This window comes from Mesorhizobium sp. WSM4808 (assembly GCF_055811675.1).
Genome location: NZ_JBVVQX010000033.1, coordinates 1 through 21,328, shown reverse-complemented (window position 1 = coordinate 21,328; position 21,328 = coordinate 1). Strand labels below are relative to the sequence as shown.

General features: G+C 62.8%; 21 protein-coding genes. 9 read left to right on the top strand and 12 right to left on the bottom strand.

The window, feature by feature from the left end:
* Positions 1 to 148 precede the first annotated feature (148 nt).
* Positions 149 to 997: an EAL domain-containing protein gene (locus tag AC0L2U_RS32405; protein ID WP_127381719.1), complete on the bottom strand. Its 849-nt coding sequence runs from the start codon at positions 995 to 997 to the stop codon at positions 149 to 151.
* Positions 994 to 1,887: an EAL domain-containing protein gene (locus AC0L2U_RS32400; RefSeq protein ID WP_127321442.1), complete on the bottom strand. Its 894-nt coding sequence runs from the start codon at positions 1,885 to 1,887 to the stop codon at positions 994 to 996. Before AC0L2U_RS32400 ends, AC0L2U_RS32405 begins: the two co-directional genes overlap by 4 nt.
* Before the next feature lie 208 nt (positions 1,888 to 2,095).
* On the opposite strand from AC0L2U_RS32400, the gene AC0L2U_RS32395 reads away from it, so the two are divergent.
* Positions 2,096 to 3,298 (top strand): pyridoxal phosphate-dependent aminotransferase, encoded by a 1,203-nt coding sequence (locus AC0L2U_RS32395; RefSeq protein ID WP_127809579.1) that lies wholly within the window; start codon positions 2,096 to 2,098, stop codon positions 3,296 to 3,298.
* A gap of 62 nt (positions 3,299 to 3,360) precedes the next feature.
* Here AC0L2U_RS32395 and AC0L2U_RS32390 read toward each other — a convergent pair whose 3' ends face one another.
* A complete protein-coding gene (locus AC0L2U_RS32390) occupies positions 3,361 to 4,878 on the bottom strand; it encodes an MFS transporter (protein WP_473603386.1) in 1,518 nt (505 codons plus the stop codon).
* 220 nt (positions 4,879 to 5,098) lie between these two features.
* Between AC0L2U_RS32390 and AC0L2U_RS32385 the strand changes: the two genes are divergently transcribed.
* On the top strand, positions 5,099 to 6,055 hold the full coding sequence (locus AC0L2U_RS32385) for a hypothetical protein (RefSeq protein WP_127809578.1): 957 nt from the start codon (positions 5,099 to 5,101) through the stop codon (positions 6,053 to 6,055).
* Positions 6,056 to 6,202: 147 nt separating this feature from the next.
* Here the strand turns inward: AC0L2U_RS32385 and AC0L2U_RS32380 are convergent, their stop codons facing one another.
* A complete protein-coding gene (locus tag AC0L2U_RS32380; protein ID WP_128364168.1) occupies positions 6,203 to 6,607 on the bottom strand; it encodes a (R)-mandelonitrile lyase in 405 nt (134 codons plus the stop codon).
* 311 nt (positions 6,608 to 6,918) lie between these two features.
* On the opposite strand from AC0L2U_RS32380, the gene AC0L2U_RS32375 reads away from it, so the two are divergent.
* Both AC0L2U_RS32375 and AC0L2U_RS32370 read left to right on the top strand, forming a co-directional pair.
* Entirely contained in the window at positions 6,919 to 8,970 is a 2,052-nt protein-coding gene (locus tag AC0L2U_RS32375) for an elongation factor G (protein ID WP_473603384.1), read from the top strand.
* 720 nt (positions 8,971 to 9,690) lie between these two features.
* A complete protein-coding gene (locus AC0L2U_RS32370; RefSeq protein ID WP_127395765.1) occupies positions 9,691 to 10,188 on the top strand; it encodes a methyltransferase family protein in 498 nt (165 codons plus the stop codon).
* 24 nt (positions 10,189 to 10,212) lie between these two features.
* On the opposite strand, the gene AC0L2U_RS32365 is transcribed toward AC0L2U_RS32370, so the two are convergent.
* Both AC0L2U_RS32365 and trxB read right to left on the bottom strand, forming a co-directional pair.
* The gene (locus AC0L2U_RS32365) at positions 10,213 to 11,109 is read right to left on the bottom strand and encodes a LysR family transcriptional regulator (RefSeq protein WP_023809733.1); all 897 of its coding nucleotides are present in this window, start codon (positions 11,107 to 11,109) and stop codon (positions 10,213 to 10,215) included.
* A gap of 79 nt (positions 11,110 to 11,188) precedes the next feature.
* Positions 11,189 to 12,163 carry a thioredoxin-disulfide reductase gene (trxB, locus tag AC0L2U_RS32360; protein WP_127267436.1) on the bottom strand — a complete coding sequence of 325 codons (975 nt, stop codon included), beginning with the start codon at positions 12,161 to 12,163 and terminating at the stop codon, positions 11,189 to 11,191.
* Between the two features lie 239 nt (positions 12,164 to 12,402).
* Between trxB and AC0L2U_RS32355 the strand changes: the two genes are divergently transcribed.
* Both AC0L2U_RS32355 and AC0L2U_RS32350 read left to right on the top strand, forming a co-directional pair.
* On the top strand, positions 12,403 to 12,882 hold the full coding sequence (locus AC0L2U_RS32355) for an Lrp/AsnC family transcriptional regulator (protein WP_013530077.1): 480 nt from the start codon (positions 12,403 to 12,405) through the stop codon (positions 12,880 to 12,882).
* 250 nt (positions 12,883 to 13,132) lie between these two features.
* Positions 13,133 to 13,927 (top strand): glycosyltransferase family 2 protein, encoded by a 795-nt coding sequence (locus AC0L2U_RS32350; protein ID WP_127267435.1) that lies wholly within the window; start codon positions 13,133 to 13,135, stop codon positions 13,925 to 13,927.
* Between the two features lie 4 nt (positions 13,928 to 13,931).
* Here the strand turns inward: AC0L2U_RS32350 and AC0L2U_RS32345 are convergent, their stop codons facing one another.
* From AC0L2U_RS32345 to AC0L2U_RS32320, 6 genes are all read right to left on the bottom strand, one after another.
* A complete protein-coding gene (locus tag AC0L2U_RS32345) occupies positions 13,932 to 14,591 on the bottom strand; it encodes an HAD-IIIA family hydrolase (protein ID WP_473603382.1) in 660 nt (219 codons plus the stop codon).
* Positions 14,584 to 15,156: a D-sedoheptulose-7-phosphate isomerase gene (locus AC0L2U_RS32340; RefSeq protein WP_128363953.1), complete on the bottom strand. Its 573-nt coding sequence runs from the start codon at positions 15,154 to 15,156 to the stop codon at positions 14,584 to 14,586. The genes AC0L2U_RS32345 and AC0L2U_RS32340 overlap by 8 nt, the downstream gene beginning before the upstream one ends.
* A gap of 7 nt (positions 15,157 to 15,163) precedes the next feature.
* Positions 15,164 to 16,657, bottom strand: coding sequence for a D-glycero-beta-D-manno-heptose-7-phosphate kinase (gene rfaE1, locus AC0L2U_RS32335; protein WP_127395769.1), 1,494 nt, complete (start codon positions 16,655 to 16,657; stop codon positions 15,164 to 15,166).
* 143 nt (positions 16,658 to 16,800) lie between these two features.
* Positions 16,801 to 17,433, bottom strand: a complete 633-nt coding sequence (locus tag AC0L2U_RS32330) for a LysE family translocator (protein WP_127270423.1) — start codon at positions 17,431 to 17,433, stop codon at positions 16,801 to 16,803.
* A gap of 36 nt (positions 17,434 to 17,469) precedes the next feature.
* Positions 17,470 to 17,883, bottom strand: a complete 414-nt coding sequence (locus tag AC0L2U_RS32325) for a hypothetical protein (RefSeq protein WP_236382885.1) — start codon at positions 17,881 to 17,883, stop codon at positions 17,470 to 17,472.
* Positions 17,876 to 18,112 carry a type II toxin-antitoxin system Phd/YefM family antitoxin gene (locus AC0L2U_RS32320; protein ID WP_023809741.1) on the bottom strand — a complete coding sequence of 79 codons (237 nt, stop codon included), beginning with the start codon at positions 18,110 to 18,112 and terminating at the stop codon, positions 17,876 to 17,878. Before AC0L2U_RS32320 ends, AC0L2U_RS32325 begins: the two co-directional genes overlap by 8 nt.
* 149 nt (positions 18,113 to 18,261) lie before the next feature.
* Between AC0L2U_RS32320 and rfaD the strand changes: the two genes are divergently transcribed.
* From rfaD to waaC, 3 genes are read left to right on the top strand one after another with little or no spacing between them, the layout of a single operon-like run.
* The gene (gene rfaD, locus AC0L2U_RS32315) at positions 18,262 to 19,230 is read left to right on the top strand and encodes an ADP-glyceromanno-heptose 6-epimerase (protein ID WP_127395770.1); all 969 of its coding nucleotides are present in this window, start codon (positions 18,262 to 18,264) and stop codon (positions 19,228 to 19,230) included.
* Positions 19,203 to 20,210 (top strand): lipopolysaccharide heptosyltransferase II, encoded by a 1,008-nt coding sequence (gene waaF, locus AC0L2U_RS32310; protein WP_128288193.1) that lies wholly within the window; start codon positions 19,203 to 19,205, stop codon positions 20,208 to 20,210. Before rfaD ends, waaF begins: the two co-directional genes overlap by 28 nt.
* The gene (gene waaC / locus AC0L2U_RS32305) at positions 20,207 to 21,196 is read left to right on the top strand and encodes a lipopolysaccharide heptosyltransferase I (protein ID WP_128363951.1); all 990 of its coding nucleotides are present in this window, start codon (positions 20,207 to 20,209) and stop codon (positions 21,194 to 21,196) included. The genes waaF and waaC overlap by 4 nt, the downstream gene beginning before the upstream one ends.
* Positions 21,197 to 21,328: the final 132 nt, after the last annotated feature.

Here is a 21,328-nt window from a genome sequence, read left to right as displayed (position 1 = left end):
GTCAGGCCGAGCCGAAAACGGTGGGTTCCGAGAACCGGAGCGGAGCGTACTTAAGTACGTGAGCTCAGTTCTACTGCGTGGCAGTAGAACTAGGGAAGCGCAGGAAGCCGCCGTTTGCAGGCCGGCATCACCTGAATATCGACATGCCCTAGCCAAAGAGGGGCACGACCTTGCTGTCCCGGCCCAGCAGCGCATCGATGACCAGCGGTTTCTCCTCGAATACCGTGCCGGCCAAGGCCGGACGGGCAAGGAGAAAACCCTGCAGCAGGTCGACGCCGCCTTCGAGCGCGACGCGCAGATGGGTGGGCTGCTCGATGCCTTCGACCAGCACCTTGGCGCCGCGGTCATGCAGGCTGGAAACCAGCGGGCGGAAGAACCGTTCGGCGGCAGCGTGGCGGCAGAACTCCGCGAACCAGGTGCCGTCGATCTTGACGATGTCGGGCTTGAGCAGGCTCACCCGCTCCTCGGTCGAGTGCCCGGTGCCGAAATCGTCGATGGCGATGCGGATGCCGTCGCGCCGCATCTCGCGCACCAGCCGCACGAGAAGCGCATCGTCCGCCGCCTGTTCGGTGATTTCGCAGACCAGCATGGCCGGCGCCAGGCCGAACTCGCCGAGATGCCTGGTCATCAGGCGAATTTCGGCCAGTGCCCGCCCGGCATGGTCGTTGATCAACGGGTTGTAGTTGAAGAACAGGTCGAGCCCGTCGACGCCGATGTTGCGGAAATTCCTCAGATGCAGCGCCCGGCACATGGTTTCCACAAACAGCCGGTCCGAGACCGCAACGCTTTCAAAGAACACCTTCGGCGCGCCGGGGCGGCCGGCACGGTGCGGCTCGATCAGGGCTTCGGCCGCCACCGCGTGAAGCGACCGGCCGCGCGGCGCGAAAATCGGCTGATAGGCGCTACGCAGCCGGAACTCGCCATAGATGCCGTATTCGATGCCGACTTCGTCGACCTGGATCGCATCGCCGACATTGCGCCGCCGATCGTCTCTCATGTCGCCACCCGGCGCCCGAAGGCCTTGACCGGCCGCGCCGAAGGCATTGCCGCGGCAGGAGCAGCCGTGTCGACGGCAGCAGCGGCAGGCGCCTGCCTGGCCTTGTCGAAGACGCCAAAGCTGGTCGGCGCCAATTCGGGCCGCGCCAGCACGAAACCCTGCACCATCGACGCACCCGATTTCTCGGCGAGCTCCAGTTGCCAGCCCTCCTCGATGCCTTCGAACACCGTATGGATACCTTGCTCCTCGAAGTTCTTCACCATGGTGGTCAGCAACGCAAAGCCGGCGCCGGACTCCATCAGCTGCGTGATCCAGTAGGCATCGAACTTGACGATATCCGGCTTCAATTCCTTGACCCGATTGATGTCGGAATCGTCGGCGCCATAATCGTCGACGGCGATGCGAAAACCGTTGGCCCTCAGTGCCGCGACGAAGCCGTGCAAGGCTTCCTGCGACGCCGACCGCTGCTCGGTCACCTCGCAGACGACGCGACGCGGGTCGATGCCGGCCTCGTGCAGCACGAGCCGCATTTCGCGCAAGGCAGCGTCGGCAACGGCGCGTTCGGTGAACACTGACGGGTCGAAATTGACGAAGATCGATGCTTCCCGCGGCAGGCAGGCACCGGCGTTGAGAAGATGCAGCGTCCTGGTCAGCGCCTCGATATGCAGCCGGTCGGCGGCCGGACAGGTCGAGAAGAAATTCATCGGCGATTGCGGCTCGCCGTCGCGGAACGGTCGGATCAGCCCTTCGAACGCGACCACTGACAGCTTGCCTTCCTTGAAAGCGAAGATCGGCTGGAAGGCGCTTTGCAGCGTGTAGATACCCCAGACACCGGTGGAGGTGCCGTCGTCCTGACGGATGATGTGGGCAAGCCCGACGCTGCGCGACACGGTTCCTCGCTCCGCAATTGGTCTGCCATCCTGCCACTCAAGCCTCTACCGCTCGTTAATGAATTTATTGTTGCCGACCCCGGGTCCCGATCACAGCTCCTTGAGACCTGGATCAGCCGACAATGCTTGCGTTGCGCGAAATCATGCGACATGAGAAGCGCCGCGGTCGCTCCTGGCCGCGCCGATCTTCCATGGAGACGTCAAGCTCATGGCCTTTCTTGCCGACACCCTTTCCCGCGTGAAGCCTTCCGCCACCATCGCGGTCACGCAGAAAGCGCGCGAGCTGAAAAATGCCGGCCGTGACATTATCGGGCTCGGCGCCGGCGAACCGGATTTCGACACGCCAGACAACATCAAGAATGCGGCAATCGAGGCGATCCGCCGTGGCGAAACCAAGTATCCGCCGGTTTCGGGTATCGTGCCGCTGCGCGAGGCGATCGCAAAAAAGTTCAAGCGCGAGAACAATCTCGACTACAAGCCCGAGCAGACCATAGTCGGCACCGGCGGCAAGCAGATCCTGTTCAACGCCTTCATGGCGACGCTGAACGCCGGCGACGAGGTCATCATTCCTCGCCCCTATTGGGTCAGCTACCCCGAGATGGTGGCCATCTGCGGCGGCACCTCCGTGTTTGCCGACACCTCGATCGACAATGGCTTCAAGCTGACCGCTTCCGTGCTGGAAAAGGCGATCACGCCGAAGACCAAATGGCTGCTGATGAACTCGCCGTCGAACCCCTCGGGTGCCGCCTATACCGAGGCCGAACTGCGCGCGCTGGCCGACGTGCTGTTGAAGCATCCGCATGTCTGGACGCTGACCGACGACATGTACGAGCACCTGACCTATGGCGATTTCGTCTTCAGGACCATCGCCGAGGTCGAGCCTAAGCTCTACGAGCGCACGCTGACCATGAATGGCGTGTCGAAAGCCTATGCAATGACCGGCTGGCGCATCGGTTATGCGGCGGGTCCGGTTCAACTGATCAAGGCGATGGACATGATCCAGGGTCAGCAGACATCGGGCGCCTGCACCATTGCGCAATGGGCATCCGTCGAGGCGCTGAATGGCCCGCAGGATTTCATCGCCAAAAACAAGGCGATCTTTCAAGGCAGGCGCGACCTTGTCGTGTCGATGCTCAACCAGGCGCGCGGCATCACCTGTCCGTCGCCGGAAGGCGCCTTCTATGTCTATCCTTCCTGCGCCCAGCTGATCGGCAAGAAGACCAAGGCTGGCAGGCTGATCGACACCGACGAGACCTTCTGCTCGGAACTGCTCGAAGCCGAGGGCGTCGCGGTGGTGTTCGGCTCGGCCTTCGGCCTCGGGCCCAACTTCCGCATCTCCTACGCGACCTCGGAGACGCTTCTGGAACAAGCCTGCACACGGATCCAGCGTTTTACGGCTTCGCTGACCTGACCGACGCACTATGAACGCAAAAACCCGGCTTCACCGCCGGGTTTTTTAATGGGCCGTCAGCCTCACGCCTCGTGCTTGGTCTCTTTGGCCGAGCGCGCCTCGGCCGGCGCCAGCACGGCAACCAGCAATGCGGCGGTGAGGAACGCGCCGATCGCTGCCGTCAGCATCGCGGCGTGGAAGCCGCCGGCATAGGCGGCAGCATAGAGTTCATGCACGCCGCTTTCGCCCATCGCCGCATCGGTTGCGAAATCATGCCGTGAAATCGCAGCACGGGCGACCGCTTCCGCGTTGGCGACACCGGCATCGCCGAGATACCCGGTCAAAAGGTTGGTTGCCCGCATGCTCATCAAGGCGCCGAGCAAGGCGATGCCGATGGCAAGGCCGCTCTGGCGGGTGGCATTGATGACCGCCGACACCATGCCCGAGCGTTCGCGCGGCGCATAGGACATGGCGGCAGCGCTGCCGGTCGGGATTGCAAGCGCGTTGCCGAGGCCGCCAATGGCGAACAGAAGGCACAGCATCGCGTAGGACGTCGAAGGGCCGGCCCAGCACATGCCGAGCATGGACAGGCCGATAGCAACATAGCCGATGGTCATCAGCGCAGAGTGACCATAGCGGGCGCTCAGCCTGCCGATCCATGGCGACACCACGATCTGGACGATGAAGGCCGGCGCCATGCGCAGGCCGGTCTGCGTCGGCGACCAGCCCTGCACCTGCTGCAGGAACATCGAGAAGAAGAAGACGCTGGAATAGGAGGTGAAGCCGAGCGCGAACGAAGCGACATTGGCGACGGCAAAGCGGACATCGCGGAACAGGCCAAGCGGCAGCATCGGGCGTGCAGTGCGCGCCTCGAAGCCGAGGAAAGCAGCCAGGCCGACGACGCCGGCGACCAGCGCCGCGACCGTCCTTGGCTCGCCCCAGCCATTCTCGCCGGCCGAGATCAGGACGAAGGTCAGCGCCCCCAGCCAAAGGATGCTGAGAGCCAGGCCGACGAGGTCGAGATGGGCATGTTCGGGATGCGCCGTCTCGTTGATCGAAACAGCACCGAGCGCGATCGTGATCAAGCCCAGCGGCAGGTTGATCAGGAAGATGCTTTGCCAGCCGACGGTCTCGACCAGGATGCCACCGAGGACGGGACCAACGAGCAGAGAGATGGCGGCGAACGACGCCCAGCCGCCAATGACGCCAGCGCGCTGGCGCGCATCGGGAAAGGCCTGCGTCAGGATCGACAGCGCGCCTGGAATGAGCAGCGAGCCGGCGATGCCCTGTACCACCCGGCCGGCCAGCAGAACCGGCAGATTGGGCGCGACGGCGCAGATCAGCGAGCCGGCCACGAAGATGCCGACGCCGGCCAGCCACGAGCGCTTGCGGCCATAGCGGTCGCCGATCAGGCCGGACGACAGCATGAAGGCGGACAGGCACAGCGTGTAGGCGTCGACCACCCATTGCAGGCCGCCGAAATCGGTTTGCAACGCCTGCTGGATGGTCGGCAGCGCGACATTGACGATACTGACGTCGAGCAGAGCCACGAACGAACCAAGATAGATAGCGGCGACCAGGGGCAGACGGTGCTTTGACATGGCTATATCCAGACGTGAGTTAGAGGCCATGCAGGTGCTACAGTCAAAGCCGAAGTGGCTCCGAGGGACGTTGCCGGCCGGCATGGCGTGCGAGCCAGACGCGCGAAATCAGCTTACAATCCGGGAAACGTGCGCAGCGAACCCGCGGACCATCGTCATATGACGACGAGGAAGCCGGCCGCATTCGATCAACCATGAAGCCTCGGAAGGGAGATGCATCATGGCCAAAGGCGGCAATCCATCAAACAATCACGACGGCGAATTCATAGTGTCCGGGCCGGGCACTGAAAATACCGAGCGGTTCAAGCAGGCGCTCAGTGTTTCATTTGCCGAGCAGACAGCCACATCAATGAACTATTTCAAACAGTCGGACCCTAACGACGAGGGCCAGATCTCCGCTCTTGGCGAGGCAAAAATTGATTACCTGAAAGCACAGTCGGGCTGTTACTGGACCGAGGAAACTGAAAAATGGACCAGGGCAAAACTGAAACGCTTTGCCGATCGCAACGATCGAAAGCGAATTCTAGGCAACAGTTTCGATCGCTCCGAAATGGTTGTCTTGCCGCGCCGCAAAGATGGGGCGATGCCGATGGAAACGCGGCAACTGCAAGGCGATCCCTATGAGTATTTCCATTTTTGGCCTGGCACCTTCGGTAACTACAAATACAGCTGGTTCAACCGGACCGGGGACGGACGCATTCTGCGAGACGAATCTTACGAGTGGGATGGAGCGCCGGATTTGGGCGGCTTGGTATTTTTCGAAAACAACAGCGCCGGCGATAGAGATTACCTGCACGCCATGCTCGAAAGCGGCATCTGGTTTACCTACACTCCCAAGAAGACCGGCCGGCTCGACTTGTTTGCGGAATTCGTCTCCACCTACGACACAAGGTACAGGTGGATGCGTGACGAAATCGGCTACAGCCACACCAGAGTCCTTCAGGCGACCGATGTCGTTTTTGGCACCTTTTCAGGCGATCAAGCCGTGGGACGAGATTACCGAAGCAACAGCACCCTTGTCGATTTTCAGCGTTGGTTTGAAGGGGACGTAGGGGGGGTCTCCGATTTCGGAGAAAATGGCTTTGACGACGGAACAATACACAATTTTTTTGGGCGGCCGGGCGCAATGGTTTTGCCGGACAACCGATCGAGATTTTGGTCGGCTGCAGGGTCTTGATGGACTGCTATCTCAACGATGTCAGCATCAGGGCGTGGGAAGGCGCCCGGCGGAGGCTGAATTTTCTGGGCGTCAGAGTGGTTTAAATGCCAGCGGTTTTGCAGCTGGCGCGACGATCGCTGCGGCAGGAAGCCTGCCCTCCGCCGGTTAGGTGTCTCGGCCGCCAAACTGCTCGTCGGTGACCCCCTCCAGCCAATCGACATGGACATCGTCGAGCGCCTCCTGCATCGCGATATGCGTCATCGCCGATTTCGGCGCCGCGCCATGCCAGTGTTTTTCGCCAGGCGCGAACGAGATGACGTCGCCGGCCCTGATCTCCTGGATCGGGCCGCCCCACGTCTGGGCAAGCCCGGCGCCCACCGTCACGTACAGCGTCTGGCCAAGCGGATGCGTATGCCAGTGGGTGCGCGCGCCCGGCTCGAAGCTGACCAGCGTGGCCCGCAGCCGCGCCGGCGCCTCTTTCTCGATGATCGGCGTCTGCAGCACCCGGCCGGTGAAGTATTTTTCCGGCGCGATGACGCTCGGCACGCTGCCGCAGGCAATGATCTTCATGGGTCGATGGTCCTTCAAACAGCGGGCGATGGGTCGCCTGTTTTCAGTTTCGGCCGATATCGGCCGACGTGCAACAGCTTCCGGCTGCCAGCCCAGCATATGATCCGCACCGGCCACGGCCGAGCAAAGGATTTCTATTTTTCTTGCCCTGCCGGCAAACAAGTGGGACGATGGCTTTGGGCAGGTGGCACTTGAAAAGAACCCCGCCCGCGACGGTCGAAACAGGCCGGCCGCCGCTCAGGACCGATTGACCACGCCTGAACCATGCATGCCAGTCGGTCCTACGGGAAACGCCTGAGTGGAGGTCAGTCATGGGTACTCGCGCCGGAGGACGACGCACGGGACCGAAATGCATTGCCATAGTCGGTCCCTTCGCAAGCGGTAAGACGACACTTCTCGAAGCCATATTGGCCCGTACGGGCTCAATTCCCCGACAAAATCCCGTTTCATCAGGCAACACCGTTTCGGATCATTCGCCCGAGGCGCGCGCCCACGCCATGAGCGTCGAGGCGACGGTCGCCACGACCGAATTCATGGGCGAGCAGATCACCTTCGTCGACTGTCCCGGTTCCATCGAATTCTCTTTCGAGGCCGAACCGGTGCTGGCCGCCTGCGACCTCGCGGTCGTCGTAGCCGAGGCCGATGAAAAGAAGATCCCTGCCCTGCAACTGATCATGCGCAAGCTCGACGATCTCGGAGTGCCGCGCATTCTGTTCCTCAACAAGGTCGACAAGGCAATCACCGGCGTGCGCGACACGCTGAAGATGCTGCAGCCGGCCAGTGCCGTGCCGTTGCTGCTGCGCCAGATTCCGCTGCGCAAGGACGGTGTCGTCATTGGTTCGATCGACCTGGCGCTGGAGCGCGCCTACATCTATCGCGAATATGCCGAAAGCGAGGTGGCGCAGATTCCCGGCGACGACAAGGCGCGCGAGCTCGAAGCGCGTTTCTCGATGCTGGAGACGCTGGCCGACCATGATGACCAGTTGATGGAACAACTGCTCGAGGAGATCGAGCCGCCCAAGGATGCGATCTTCGACGACCTCGCCGCCGACCTGCGTGACGGTGCGGTGATCCCGGTGCTGATCGGCACCGCCGAAAAAGGCAACGGCGTGCTGCGCCTCCTGAAGGCGATCCGCCACGACGCACCCGACATCGAGGCGACCCGCAAACGGCTCGGTGCACCCGACGGCGCGGCTACCCTGGTCCAGGTGATGAAAACCATCCACACCTCGCATGGCGGCAAGCTGTCGGTGTCGCGCATCCTCTCCGGTCAGGTCGTCGACGGTTCCGAACTCTGGCTGCCCGGCGGCGACACGGCCAAGGTTTCCGGCATCTACCGGATGCTCGGCAAGGACCAGTCCAAGCTCTCCATCGCCAAGGTCGGCGACACGGTGGCACTGGGCAAGCTGGACGAGGTCAAGACCGGCCAGACGCTGAGCTCGGCCAAGGGCGGCATCAAGCCGCTCGTCCAGTTCGAGCCGCCGCAGCCGGTCTTCGCCTTCGCGCTCCGCCCCAAGGAGCGCAAGGACGAAGTGAAGATGTCGGCTGCCATCCAGCGGCTGGCCGAGGAGGACCCCTCGCTCAGCCTGCGCCACAATCAGGACTCGGCCGAAACCGTGCTGTCGGGCCATGGCGAGATGCATCTGCGCGTGGTGCGCGAGCGGCTGGAAGGCAAGAACCAGATACCGGTCGAAGGTCATCCGCCGGCGGTGCCCTATCGCGAGACGATCCGCAAATCGGCGCAGCAGCGCGGCCGTCACAAGAAACAGTCCGGCGGCCATGGCCAGTTCGGCGACGTGGTGATCGAGATCAAGCCGCTGCCGCGCGGTTCCGGCTTCCAGTTCACCGACACCATCACCGGCGGCGTCGTGCCCAAGACCTACATCCAGTCGGTCGAGACCGGGGTCCGCGACTATCTGAAATCCGGGCCGCTGGGCTTTCCGGTCGTGGATGTCGCAGTCAACCTGTCGGACGGCTCCTATCATGCGGTCGATTCCTCCGACATGGCTTTCCAGATGGCGGCCTGGCTGGCGATGAAGGAAGGCATGGCCGCGTGCTTGCCGGTGCTCCTGGAGCCCGTGATGAAGGTCGAGATCGTCACCCCCTCCGACGCCACCTCGAAGATCATCGCTCTCATCCCGCAGCGGCGCGGCCAGATCCTCGGCTACGACGCGCGACCCGACTGGCCGGGATGGGATGTCGTCGAGGCAACCATGCCGCAAGCCGAGATCGGCGACCTGATCATCGAGTTGCGCTCGGCGACCGCGGGCGTTGCCAGCTATCGTGCCGTCTTCGACCACATGGCCGAACTCACCGGCCGTCTGGCCGACGACGCCATGAACACCAACGGCAAGGCTGCCTGATGGCGTGGCGTTCCTCTCGAACCTGATTCGGGGGAACAAAAGAAAACGACGTCCGGCGGGGACCGGACGTCGTTTTGTTCGCGGACCGTTTCCTTGGGAGGTAAAACGTCAGGTCCGCCGCATTTGGTACCGCCGAGTTCGGCGGAAAAACGGTTCGGACGCGGTAGCCGCCTGAGCCCGGGCCGTACGAGTGATGCCCCCATCTCCCGTCCGAACCACACCGCGTCCTATGATCTACATAGCAGGTCGCGGGCGTCCGGGATATGTTACCAGAGGTTACATGTCACCGTTACGTGGCAATTGTGATGGAATTTTTGGCCGGCCCAGCAGGGTACAGGCAACAAAAAAGCCGGATCAATGAAGATCCGGCTGAGTTTGATTGGAGTGCCTGTTAAGGCTAACCTCCAGAGGGGAACACTCGAGGGCGCTAATGGGAGGAGAACGCGCCCAGGAGATGATCTATATATGTGCTCATCATGCCCAAGAAACAAGCATCTATTTTGCAACACACACATGCAAAAAGACGCAGGCTGTGGTCTAACCCATTCCAGAAGCCAATAGGACCAGCAAAATCGTCGAAATGGAGCGCTGAATCGGGCAATTGCAACTACAGAATCGCTAATCTCGGCTGGCTTCCGGCTCGAAATGCCAAAACTGGGCAATGATGTGGAAGCGGGCAGCAGGCGTGCATTTCTAAGGCAATCGCGGAGCAAGCAGCCAATGCGGAGGTTTTCGGCGATCGCCGGCAGTGCGGCCTTCTTCATCGCGGCGCCGTGCGTGGTTGCCGGGCTGGTGCCCTGGCTGTTGACCGATCGCTGGGGCTTGCCCTGGTCGGGCCTGCCGGGCTTTGCCCCTGTTGGCGGGCTTCTGATCGTTGCCGCGGGCGCGGCACTCCTGCATGCCTTCGGCCGTTTTGCGCTTGAGGGCCTGGGCACACCCGCACCGGTCGCCCCGACCGAGAGGCTGGTGATAGGCGGCATCTACCGCCATGTCCGCAACCCGATGTATGTCGCCGTGCTGTCGATCATCCTCGGCCAGGCGCTGCTGTTCTCGAGCTGGGCGCTGGTCGCCTATGCCGCCGTCAGCGCTGTCTCCATGGGCGCCTTCGTCAGGCTCTATGAAGAGCCGACGCTTAGCCGCCGTTATGGCGCCGAATACGAGACCTACCGCCGCAACGTGCCCGGCTGGCTGCCTCGGCTGATGCCCTGGCGGGGATAATCCCGCAGGGCGTGAAAACGAAAATCAGAAGGACCAGCTTCGGGCTTTGGCGATGATGAAGTCCCGGAACACATGCAGCTTGGCCTGGTTCTTCATCGCGTCGGGATAGGCGAAATAGGTGTCGAAAGACGGCACCTCGGTCTCCGGCAGCAGCTGCACCAGATCGGAGTCCTTGCTGATCACATAGTCGGGCAGCATGGCGATGCCGGCACCGCCCTGCACCGCCCGCTTGATCGACAATATGTCGTTGATCTGCAGCGTCGGCACCCTTTGTCCGCCTTCGAAATCACCGACCGTTTCCAGCCAGTTCAGCTCCGACAGATGCGACGGCACCGGCACGCCGAAGGTGACGATGCGATGGGCCTTCAGCTCGGCGACGGAAGACGGCTTGCCGTGCTTGGCGACATAGGATGGGGCCGCGTAGAGGTGGAAATGCACGGTGAACAGGCGGCGCTGGATCAGGTCCGGCTGCTGCGGCTGGCGCAGCCGGATGGCGCAATCGGCCTGGCGCATGGTGAGATCCAGCTCCTCGTTGGCGAGGATCAACTGCAGGCTGATTTCGGGATAGAGTTCGATGAATTCCTGCACCCGCTCGGTCAGCCAGCCGGCGCCCAGCCCCACCGTCGTTGTCACCCGCAGCACGCCCGACGGGCGATCCTTGGTCTCGGTCAGCCGGGACTTGATGGTCTCCAGCTTCATCAGCACGTCATGCGCCGTGCGAAACAGCATCTCACCTTGCTCGGTCAGCACCAGCCCGCGGGCGTGGCGGTTGAACAGCGGCACGCCGACATCATGCTCGAGCGCGCTGACCTGCCGCGAGATCGCCGATTGCGACAGATGCAATGTCTCGGCCGCATGGGTAAACGACCCCGCCTCCGCCGCAGCGTGAAACACGCGTAGCTTGTCCCAGTCCAACGCCATGATTCCCCTCGTTCTGTTTTGGCGTCTGAATGAAAAATCAGGCTTTTACACGGCGTTTCTAAGCCGCTCTCTGAACTCTCTACTCGGCCGCTTCGCGATGCACTTCGATGCCGGCCAGATACTTCTCCGCCTCGAGCGCGGCCATGCAGCCGAGCCCCGCTGCCGTCACCGCCTGGCGGTAGATATCGTCGGTCACATCGCCGGCCGCGAACACGCCCGGCACATCGGTGCGGGTCGAATCCGGCGCTGTCCACAGATAGCCGTTCGGCTTCTGCTTGAGCTTGCCGGCGAACAGTTCAACCGCCGGCGCATGGCCGATGGCCACGAACACGCCGTCGATCTTGAGGTGCGACACCTCGCCGGTCACCGCATGCTTGAGCTTCAGCCCCTCGACCGAGGGCGGCAGCGGCGTCTTGCCGGGTCGACCGGTGATCTCATCGACGATCGTGTCCCAGATGACGCGGACATTGTCCTTCTTCAGAAGCCGCTCGCGCAGAATACGTTCAGCGCGAAAATCGCTGCGCCTGTGGATGACCGTCACGCTCCTGGCGAGATTGGACAGATAGAGCGCCTCTTCCACCGCGGAATTGCCGCCACCGACCACCGCGACATCCTTGCCCCTGTAGAAGAAACCGTCGCAGGTGGCGCAGGCCGAGACTCCAAAACCCATGAAGTCCTGCTCGGTCGGGATGCCCAGCCATTTCGCTTGCGCGCCGGTGGCGATGATCAGCGCGTCGGCGGTATAGGTCGTGCCGGAATCGCCCTTGGCGCGGAACGGTCGCACGTTGAGGTCGACCTCGGTGATGATGTCGTTGATGATGTCGGTGCCGACATGCTCGGCCTGTTTCAGCATCTGCTCCATCAGCCACGGACCCTGGATCGGGTCGGCGAAGCCGGGATAGTTTTCGACATCGGTGGTGATCATCAACTGCCCGCCCTGCTGCAGGCCGGCGACCAGCATCGGCTTCAGCATGGCGCGGGCGGCATAGACCGCCGCCGTATAGCCGGCCGGGCCGGAACCGATGATGAGAACGGGCGCGTGCTTGGTGGTCATCTAAAGCCTCTGCGGAGGGCTGCCGGCAATTGCGGCATGATCATTGTCGCGCGTAATGTAAGTGTTGCCCACGACGCCAGCAAGGCAAGTTGGAGTTCGTCCCCGGAAAGCTTTGTCGCACCTGTCGGCCGCTGATCCCGCGAAATATTCCGGGCGAAGGATGGAATGGACAGCGAAGTCGTTTAATTACAAAATCACGCAAGATTCTTGCGTATTACCCCTCATGATCGAGAGCCCACATGCCCCTCAAGGCCGACCTCGACGCCATCGACTGGAAGATCCTGCGCGAATTGCAGGGCGACGGCCGCATGACCAATGTCGAACTGTCGAACCGCGTCGGCATTTCGGCGCCGCCATGCCTGCGCCGCGTCAAGCGCCTGGAGGAAGCCGGCATCATCCGTGGCTACCGTGCCTTGCTCAATGCACCAGCGCTCGGCCTCGATGTCGTTGCCTTCTGCCTGGTCGGCCTGCATCATCAGGCCGATGCCGAGCTGCGCATCTTTGCCGAGCGCACCCGCGGCTGGCCGATCGTACGCGACGCCTGGATGGTGTCGGGCGAATCCGATTTCCTGCTGCATTGCGTGGCGAGCGACCTTGGCGCCTTCCAGAGCTTCGTCATCGAGGAACTGACCTCGACCCCGAATGTCGACACGGTGCGCACAGCGCTCACCATCCGCCGGGTCAAGGACGAAGGGCTGGTCTCGTTCGCACAGCCTTGAGCCGGTTGAACCGCAACGAGCTTTCGCCGATGTCGCTTGAAGGCCTCGCCATACCAGCGCCGCTTTGGCGTTCGATAGCTCTCCTGTGAAGCCGGAATTTCTGCCGCAGCCGTCTTGTTGGTTTCCTAGAGCAATTCCAGAAAAAGTATGTAACGGTTTTCCCGGGTAAAGCGCATAGCGCTTTCGGGATTGCGTAAACAGGGGCGCAGGGCAGCCCAATTCCGAGAACAGTGTGCCGTGGGGTGGGACGATGACTCGATTTTCTAGCCCGGTTTCGGCGCTGGTCATCTGCATGAACGAGGCCGACATGATCGGCGAGTGCCTGGAAAGCGTCGATTTCTGCGCCGAGATCATCGTCGTCGATTCGGGCTCGACGGACAGCACTCTGGACGTCGTCAATGGGTACATCGCCAAAGGCTACCCGATAAGGCTTTTTCACAACGATTGGCCGGGCTTTCCTCGTCAGCGGCAATTCGCGCTCGATCAGGCCACGCAACCATGGTGCCTTTCGATTGAAGCCGACGAGGCCATCGACGACGTGCTCAGGCAGTCAATCACGAATGTGACCCAGCTTGGGAATGACGCCTTCGACGGATGGTACATCAGACGCCGCGACAAGCTGAAGGGCTATGGCTATGCGCACCGCTGGGTGCTTCACAACAGGCTGCTGCGTCTTTTCCGCCGCGACAAGGCCACGATGGACCTCAATCTGCGGGTCCATGAGTCGTTCGAGGTGCCAGGCGAAACCGGCACGATAGAAAATGGCGTGCTGCTGCATCGCCGCGAAATGACTATTGCCGAGGATCTGGCAAGGGCCAACACCTACTCCAGCCTCAAGGTTGCCACGCTTGTCGAACGAGCCAAGAAGCCCGGCCTGATAAGACTGGTGCTGTCGCCTCTCGGCAACTTCCTGAAGTTCTACCTGGCCAAGCGCTACTTCCTGTGCGGCCGGCACGGGTTCGTCTATTCGATGCTGGTGATGCTGTATTCGTTCGCGACAGAGGCCAAGCTTTATGAAGCCTGGCGAGACAAAGACCGGATGTAAGCCGTTACGGCGCGCCCGAGGCGGCGCCAAGTGCACCTATTGCGGCGATCAGGCCGTCGAAATCCGCGCGCTCGCACCAAGGCCGAATTGTGAAGCCCGATCGGACAGCCGCTTGCCCGTCTACCAGCCAGCCCTGCGCGAGGCCGGCGCGTTGTCCCGCCTCCATGTCGGCCTCCTTGTCGCCGACGATCAGCGAACGCCGCAGATCGAGCCCGAGGCGCCTTGCCGCCTCCAGCAGCATGCCCGGATTGGGCTTGCGCATCGGATGATCGGCAACCGCAAGCACACCGGAGCCAGCTTCGTGATAGGCGCAGGCGACGACCATATCGACGAACGCATTGTCGGCGCGCAGCAGCTCGAGCACGCGGCAATTGACGGCAGCGAAATCGCCCCAGCCGAAATAGCCACGCGCGATGCCCGACTGGTTGGTGACGATGATGACCGGAATGCCAGCCCGGTTGGCGGCGGCTATCACCGCGGCTATGTCCGCGCGCAGCACCATTTCGGCAGGATCATCCGGATAGCCCGTATCGACATTGATGGTGCCGTCGCGATCGAGGAACAGCGCCGGCGAGCCGGCGGCGAACACCCTTGAGCCGACCCGCTCGACCCATAGGCCCGGCTCCGCCAGCGGAAAGCGGCCAGAGGTCGTGGAATCAGCCATTGCTGAGGCGCGCTTCGACCACCTCGCACAAATGATGGTAAAGGCACAGATGCCCCTGCTGGATGATCGGCGTCGAGGTCGACGGCACGTTGAGCAGGATATCGGACAGAGGCTTCAGCTTGCCGCCGGTGTCGCCGGTCATGCTGATCACCGTCATGTCCATCCTCCGCGCCTGTTCGGCGGCGGCAAGGATGCTCGGCGAATTGCCGCTGGTCGAGATCGCCAGGAGCACGCCGCCGGCAGCGCCATGCGCCTCGACCTGGCGCGAAAACACCGTGTCGAAGCCATAGTCGTTGCCCCAGGCGGTCAGCACCGCTGCATTGGCCGGCAGCGCGATGACATTGTAGGCCTTGCGCTCCTTGAGAAAGCGGCCGACCAGTTCGCCGGCAATGTGGATGGCGTCGCTGGCCGAGCCGCCATTGCCGGCGATGAGCAAAGCTTTCCCCGACGAAAGCGCAGTCACCACGGCGCTCGCTGCCCGCTCCATCTCACCGGTCAGGTCCCGTTCGACCATGGCTGATATGGCAGCCACGGAGCGGACAAGGTAATCGTTCAACTCGGACATGAAACCCTCAGTTTGTGGTGCCGCCGGCGCGCAATTTGCCAATGGTGTTGGTGGTGCTTTTTCCGGCGACCAGATCGACCAGCACGACGCGTCCGCCGGCCTTCTGCACCACATCGGCGCCGACCACGGTGTCGACCGTGTAATCGGCCCCCTTGACCAGTATGTCGGGCAGCAGCGCTTCGATCAGCGCCAGCGGCGTATCTTCCTCGAACACCACGACCGCATCGACCGAGGCAAGTGCTGCCAGCACGCAGGCGCGGTCGTGCTGGTCGTTGACCGGGCGCCCGGCGCCCTTCAGTCGCCGCACCGAAGCATCGCTGTTGAGGCCGAGCACCAGCCGGTCGCATTGACTGCGCGCCGCGTGCAGCAAGCTGACATGGCCGGCATGCAGGATGTCGAAGCAGCCATTGGTGAAGCCGACGCTCAGGCCCTCTTCCTTCCACGCCGCCACCATGCGCGCGGCCGACGTGGCGTCGAGGATGGCGTCCTTGTGGGCCGTCGGCCCATGCGAACGGAACAGCGCGCCGGTGAGTTCCTCGACCGTCAGCCGCGCGGTGCCGCGTTTTCCCACCACGACGCCACCAGCGGCATTGGCGATCGAAGCGGCCATGACCGTATCGGCGCCCACGGCCAGCGCCAGCGCGAAGCTCGCGATCACCGTGTCGCCGGCGCCCGAAACGTCGAACACTTCGCGCGCCTGGGTGGCGATGTGGCGCGCCTCGTCGGGGCCGACCACGCTCATGCCCTTTTCGCTGCGCGTCGCGACCACGAAATCGAAACCATGTGCCGAAATCAGCTCGCGTGCGGCAGCCACGATCTCGTCATCGGCGAACACCGCATGGCCGGCGGCCTCGCCGAGTTCCTTGCGGTTGGGGGTAATGGCGGTCGCCCCGGCATAGCGCGCATAATCGCGGCCCTTCGGGTCGACCAGCACCGGCTTTCCAGCCTCGCGGCAGATGGCGATCAAGTCGCCGGCGACGCCGTCGAGCAGGATGCCCTTGCCGTAATCGGACAGGATGACGATGTCGGCGTGCGCCAGCGCGGCGCGGAAATGCCGGATCAGGCCGGCTCGCTCCGCAGCGCCGAGCGGCTTGATCTCCTCTTCGTCGAAACGCAGCACCTGCTGGTTGAGCGCGCTGAAGCGGCTTTTGGACGAGGTCATGCGACCACGCTCCTGCGCGAGGCCCGCCGTATCGGCGCCAAGCTCGCCGAGCATCCGCACCAGGCTATCGCCTGCCACATCGGTGCCTATGACCGAGACGGGAATAGCGGCAGCGCCGAGCGAAACGATGTTGGCCACGACATTGCCGGCGCCGCCCATGGTCGAGGTCTCGCCGCGCCCGTGCAGCACCGGTATCGGCGCCTCCGGCGAGATCCGCTCGATGACGCCGTTGACGAAACGATCGAGGATGAAGTCGCCGACCACCAGCACTGTGGCCTGGCCGAACCGCGCAATGGCGCGGTGCAACGGTTCGGGAGAAGGCGGATTGTGCTTGATCATGTCACTGGCAACACAGGGAAAAGGCCGATTTCAATCTCATAAGTGCTCATCAATCGACTGGTCGGATCGTTCATGGCGAAAGCCGATATACCGCAAATTCACGCAGCGCAACGGCAGGGCATGATCCCGGCAGGCTCGGGCGGTCAGCTCTTCTGCAGGGCGACATGGACGCCCAGCCCGACCAGCACAGCCCCTCCCGCCCGTTGCATCAGCCGCTGTGCGCGGCTCGAACGCCGCAAACGGCCGATCACGGCGCCCGCCAGGAACACACAGACGATATCGGCCGAAGAGAACATCAGATTGACGATCGTGCCGAGCACGACGAACTGCAGCCAGACCGGAAACGCCGCCGAGGCGTCGATGAATTGCGGCAGGAACGCCATGAAGAAGATCGCTGTCTTCGGATTGAGCACCTCGACGGTGATGCTCTCGAAAAAGGCACGCCGTGCCGATTTGCGCTCGATCGCGGGCAGCGCCGCATCGCCCTCCACGCGCTTGCGAAACAGCGAGACGCCAAGCCAGATCAGATAGAGCGCGCCGACCAGCTTGACCGCCAGGTACAGCGTCGGCACGGCATGAAACAGCACCGACAGCCCGGCAGCCGCGGCGAAAACATGCACGTAGCCGCCCAGATGAATGCCAAGTGCCGCCGTCAGGCCGGACCAGCGGCCGCGCGCCATCGTCTGCGCGGCCGCATAGAGCATGGCCGGGCCTGGAATGTAGGCGAAAATCGCCGTGGTGGCGAAAAACGCGATGAGCAGTTCGGTCGATGGCATTTTTGGTCCCTCACGATCGTGCTCTGTTCTGTCGATTCAGTCCGCGCGCGGGATGGCTTTGGACTGACCCGTGCGGACAACCGCAGTAAAAGCGAACATAATTTTCTTGTGAAATGACGGGCTGAACGCGCCGATTCGCGCACCCGGCTCGAAATAGGCCGACGCTTCCAGGATATCATGATTGTACTCATCGACCATGACCCAAAGGGGCATAGGGTCGAGGCCCGCACGGTGGCGTTCAATTTCCGGGATGCTGACGGCAACGCGATCACGGCCCGGCTGCGTGGAAGTGATTGCAAGGATGAAGAGGTTCGTACCGCCGGCTTTCCCAGGCAGGACAGCCACAAAGGCCACAGGCCGTGACTTCCGGCCTTCGGTCTCGCCGTCTCCGTGTTGGCGATGCCAAAGATATGGATATCGCCAGACGTCCGCAGCGGCGGGTTTAATCACGGTCCAATTCCGCGGCGTACTCCTCGAGCATCTCGACATGTTCGGTCGGGGCATCCTCCGCAGCGTAGACGCGGCGGCTGTCGTTGCCGAAGCGCGCTTCGTAGGCCTCGATGCTCATCAGGACGTATCTCGGCTTGTTGTGGCGAGTGATGGAGACCGGCTGCTGGCTGGCAGCTGCAAGCACATCTCCAAGATTCTGTTTCAGATCGGTCGATGGATAGTTTTTCATGGGATACCCTGTTTTGTCCATAATAGACAAAACAGACAAAACAGACAAGCGCATAAAAGTGGCAGGACAGGCGCATGCACCTGGCTTTGTCGACAGCCCGCCTAGCCTCCCCTATAAGGACCGGAATCGCAAGCAACCAGAGGCCCTTCATGATCATCGTCACGGGCGGCGCCGGCATGATCGGCTCCAACATCGTCGCCGCGCTGAATGCCGAAGGGCATGACGACATCCTCGTCGTCGACGACCTTACCGACGGTCACAAGATCGCCAATCTTGCCGATCTCAAGATCGCCGACTATCTCGACAAGAACGATTTCCTGGACCGCATGGAGGCCGGCTCGCTCGGCCGCATCGAGGCGGTGTTCCACCAGGGCGCCTGCTCGACCACCACCGAGTGGAACGGCAAATTTATGATGGAGGTGAATTACGCCTTCTCGAAACGGCTGCTGCATGCAAGCCAGGCGCTGCGCGTGCCTTTCCTTTATGCCTCCTCGGCTTCCGTCTATGGCGGCGGCTCGGAGTTTCGCGAGGATCCCGCGCTCGAGCGGCCGCTCAACGTATACGCCTATTCCAAGAAGCTGTTCGACGATTACGTCAGGCGAACCGTGTTCGCCGGGCGCACCGCCTTCGATACCGACCATTCACAGATCGTGGGCTTGCGCTACTTCAACGTCTATGGCCCGCGCGAGGCGCATAAGGGCGCCATGGCCTCCGTCGCCTTCCATCTGTTCAACCAGGTCGAGCAAGGCCAGAACCCGAAACTGTTCGGCGCCTATGACGGGTTCGGACCCGGCGAACAAAGCCGTGACTTCATCCACGTCGGCGACGTTGCCGACGTCAATCTGTGGCTGTGGAAACAGGGCTCAAGCGGCATCTTCAATTGCGGCACCGGCCGTGCCCAGCCCTTCCGCGCCATAGCCGAAACGGTGATCGACACGTTGGGTAAAGGCGAGATTGAATTCATCCCCTTTCCCGACCATCTCAAGGGCAGCTACCAGAGCTTTACGCAAGCTGATATGTCCCGTTTGCGCGCGGCCGGTTATAACGGCCAATTCCGGACAGTGGAAACCGGTGTCAGAGACTATGTCGAATGGCTGAAAGCCCAACGATCCTCGTGATCGGCCCACGCTGGGTGGGCGACATGGTGATGGCACAGTGCCTGTTTTCGGCGCTGAAGGAGTTGCATCCCAACGCCCCCATCGATGTGCTGGCGCCGGCCTGGGCCGCGCCGCTGGTCAAGCGCATGCCCGAAATCCGCCAGCAGATCGACTTTCCGCTCAAACCCGGTGCGCTCGAATTCACCCATCGCCGCCGCTTCGGCCGGCTGCTACGCGGCCGCTACGACATGGCCTATATCCTGCCGGGCAGCTGGAAGTCGGCGCTGATCCCGTTCTTTGCCCGTATTCCGCGCCGTGTCGGCAATTTACGCGAGATGCGTTACGGCCTGTTGACCGACATTGTGCCGCTGCCCGATGACGTGAAACGACGCACAGCGCAGGCCTATTTCGGTCTCGCCCAGGGCGGCACTTTCCGGGCGCCACGGCTTAGCGTGGACACGAAAAACCAGGTCGACCTGCTCGGCCGTTTCGGCCTGGCGCCGCAGAAATTCGTGGCCCTGATGCCCGGTGCGGAATTCGGCCCGGCCAAGCGCTGGCCCAGCGAAAGCTATGCCGGACTTGCCCGCGATTTCATGGGCAAAGGCTTGAAGGTCGCTCTGTTCGGCTCGAAGAACGACCGCGACGTGACGGCGGAGATCGCGGCCCTGGCCCCCGGCCTCGTCGATCTCGCCGGACAGACGCGGCTGGAGGACGCCATCGACCTGATATCAGCCGCGAGGCTGGCCGTGTCCAACGACAGCGGGCTGATGCATGTCGCGGCCGCCGTCGGCACGCCGATCGTCGCCGTCTACGGCTCGACCTCGCCTGAGAACACGCCGCCGCTGGGGGAACGCCGCGAGTTGGTCTGGCTTGGCCTGTCGTGCTCGCCCTGCCACCAGAAGGTCTGCCCGCTCGGCCACCTCAACTGCCTGAAGACGCTTGAAGTCGGCCAGGTCGCAGCAGCGGCGGACCGGCTGCTGGACATCCCGGCCGCGGCATGAAGGTGCTGATCGTCAAGACGTCGTCGATGGGCGATGTCATCCACACCTTTCCGGCCGTCGAGGATGCTCGTCGCAACCGCCCGGACCTGTCCTTCGACTGGTGCGTCGAAGAGGCATTTGCCGGTATCGCCACGCTTCACCCGGCGATCGATCGGATCCACACGGTGGCGATCCGGCGCTGGCGCAAGGCGCTGCTCGATAGCGGCACCTGGCGCGAGGCGGCCGCCCTGCGCCGCACCTTGCGCGATTGCCGTTACGACCTCGTCATCGATGCGCAAGGCCTCCTGAAATCGGCTGTGGTGGCAAGGCAAGCCGGCGCCCCCATTGCCGGCTTCGACCGTTCGAGCGCGCGCGAACCTTCTGCGACGCTGTTCTACGATGCCACTTATCCCGTGCCGCGCGACCTGCACGCCATCGAACGGATACGGCGGCTGTTCGGGCTGGCGCTCGGCTATCAGCCCGATCTTTCGACCCTGGACTCCGGCATCGTGCCGCCCGTCGGCACTCTGGCGGGCATCGCCGGAAAAACCGCCTTCCTGCTGCACGGCACCAGCCGCGAAGACAAGAAATGGCCGGCCGAAGACTGGATTGAAACCGCGCGCCTCCTGATTGAGCGGGGGATAACGCCGGTCACGACCTGGTCGAACGAGCGCGAGAAGGCCGTGGCCGAAGCCATTGCCAAGGCAGTGCCATCGACAGTTGTGGTGCCAAAGTCACCGCTGGCCGACATCGCTGCGTTCATCGGCCGCTCGGAACTGGTCATCGGCGCCGACACCGGGCTGACCCATCTCGCCAGCGCCTTCGGCCTGCCAACGGTTGCGGTGTTCCTGGCGACCGAGCCCGGGTTGACGGGTCCGCGCGGGCAATATGCGTCGACGCTTTTGGCCGCGCCCGGGAAGCGTGTGATGCCGGTGGAGGTGGTGGCGGAGGCAGAGAGGCTGGCGGGACTCCAGGTCCTTGGCAAGGCCAACGCTGGCAAGAATTGATTTATCAATCAAATCAATTTGCAAAGGCCAGCGCCGCCCCCCATCCGCCTGCCGGTGTCCAGCCGATAGATGGGTAACAGTTTGAACCGGATACATAGGTAACAGTTTTCCCCCTTATGATGGGTTCGCGGC

Bases quoted from the DNA above. Each gene is read 5' to 3' on its own strand.
- AC0L2U_RS32405 (WP_127381719.1), bottom strand. From the start codon at position 997: ATGAGAGACGATCGGCGGCGCAATGTCGGCGATGCGATCCAGGTCGAC.
- AC0L2U_RS32395 (WP_127809579.1), top strand. From the start codon at position 2,096: ATGGCCTTTCTTGCCGACACCCTTTCCCGCGTGAAGCCTTCCGCCACC.
- AC0L2U_RS32390 (WP_473603386.1), bottom strand. From the start codon at position 4,878: ATGTCAAAGCACCGTCTGCCCCTGGTCGCCGCTATCTATCTTGGTTCG.
- AC0L2U_RS32385 (WP_127809578.1), top strand. From the start codon at position 5,099: ATGGCCAAAGGCGGCAATCCATCAAACAATCACGACGGCGAATTCATA.
- AC0L2U_RS32380 (WP_128364168.1), bottom strand. From the start codon at position 6,607: ATGAAGATCATTGCCTGCGGCAGCGTGCCGAGCGTCATCGCGCCGGAA.
- AC0L2U_RS32375 (WP_473603384.1), top strand. From the start codon at position 6,919: ATGGGTACTCGCGCCGGAGGACGACGCACGGGACCGAAATGCATTGCC.
- AC0L2U_RS32370 (WP_127395765.1), top strand. From the start codon at position 9,691: ATGCGGAGGTTTTCGGCGATCGCCGGCAGTGCGGCCTTCTTCATCGCG.
- AC0L2U_RS32365 (WP_023809733.1), bottom strand. From the start codon at position 11,109: ATGGCGTTGGACTGGGACAAGCTACGCGTGTTTCACGCTGCGGCGGAG.
- trxB (WP_127267436.1), bottom strand. From the start codon at position 12,163: ATGACCACCAAGCACGCGCCCGTTCTCATCATCGGTTCCGGCCCGGCC.
- AC0L2U_RS32355 (WP_013530077.1), top strand. From the start codon at position 12,403: ATGCCCCTCAAGGCCGACCTCGACGCCATCGACTGGAAGATCCTGCGC.
- AC0L2U_RS32350 (WP_127267435.1), top strand. From the start codon at position 13,133: ATGACTCGATTTTCTAGCCCGGTTTCGGCGCTGGTCATCTGCATGAAC.
- AC0L2U_RS32345 (WP_473603382.1), bottom strand. From the start codon at position 14,591: ATGGCTGATTCCACGACCTCTGGCCGCTTTCCGCTGGCGGAGCCGGGC.
- AC0L2U_RS32340 (WP_128363953.1), bottom strand. From the start codon at position 15,156: ATGTCCGAGTTGAACGATTACCTTGTCCGCTCCGTGGCTGCCATATCA.
- rfaE1 (WP_127395769.1), bottom strand. From the start codon at position 16,657: ATGATCAAGCACAATCCGCCTTCTCCCGAACCGTTGCACCGCGCCATT.
- AC0L2U_RS32330 (WP_127270423.1), bottom strand. From the start codon at position 17,433: ATGCCATCGACCGAACTGCTCATCGCGTTTTTCGCCACCACGGCGATT.
- AC0L2U_RS32320 (WP_023809741.1), bottom strand. From the start codon at position 18,112: ATGAAAAACTATCCATCGACCGATCTGAAACAGAATCTTGGAGATGTG.
- rfaD (WP_127395770.1), top strand. From the start codon at position 18,262: ATGATCATCGTCACGGGCGGCGCCGGCATGATCGGCTCCAACATCGTC.
- waaF (WP_128288193.1), top strand. From the start codon at position 19,203: ATGGCTGAAAGCCCAACGATCCTCGTGATCGGCCCACGCTGGGTGGGC.
- waaC (WP_128363951.1), top strand. From the start codon at position 20,207: ATGAAGGTGCTGATCGTCAAGACGTCGTCGATGGGCGATGTCATCCAC.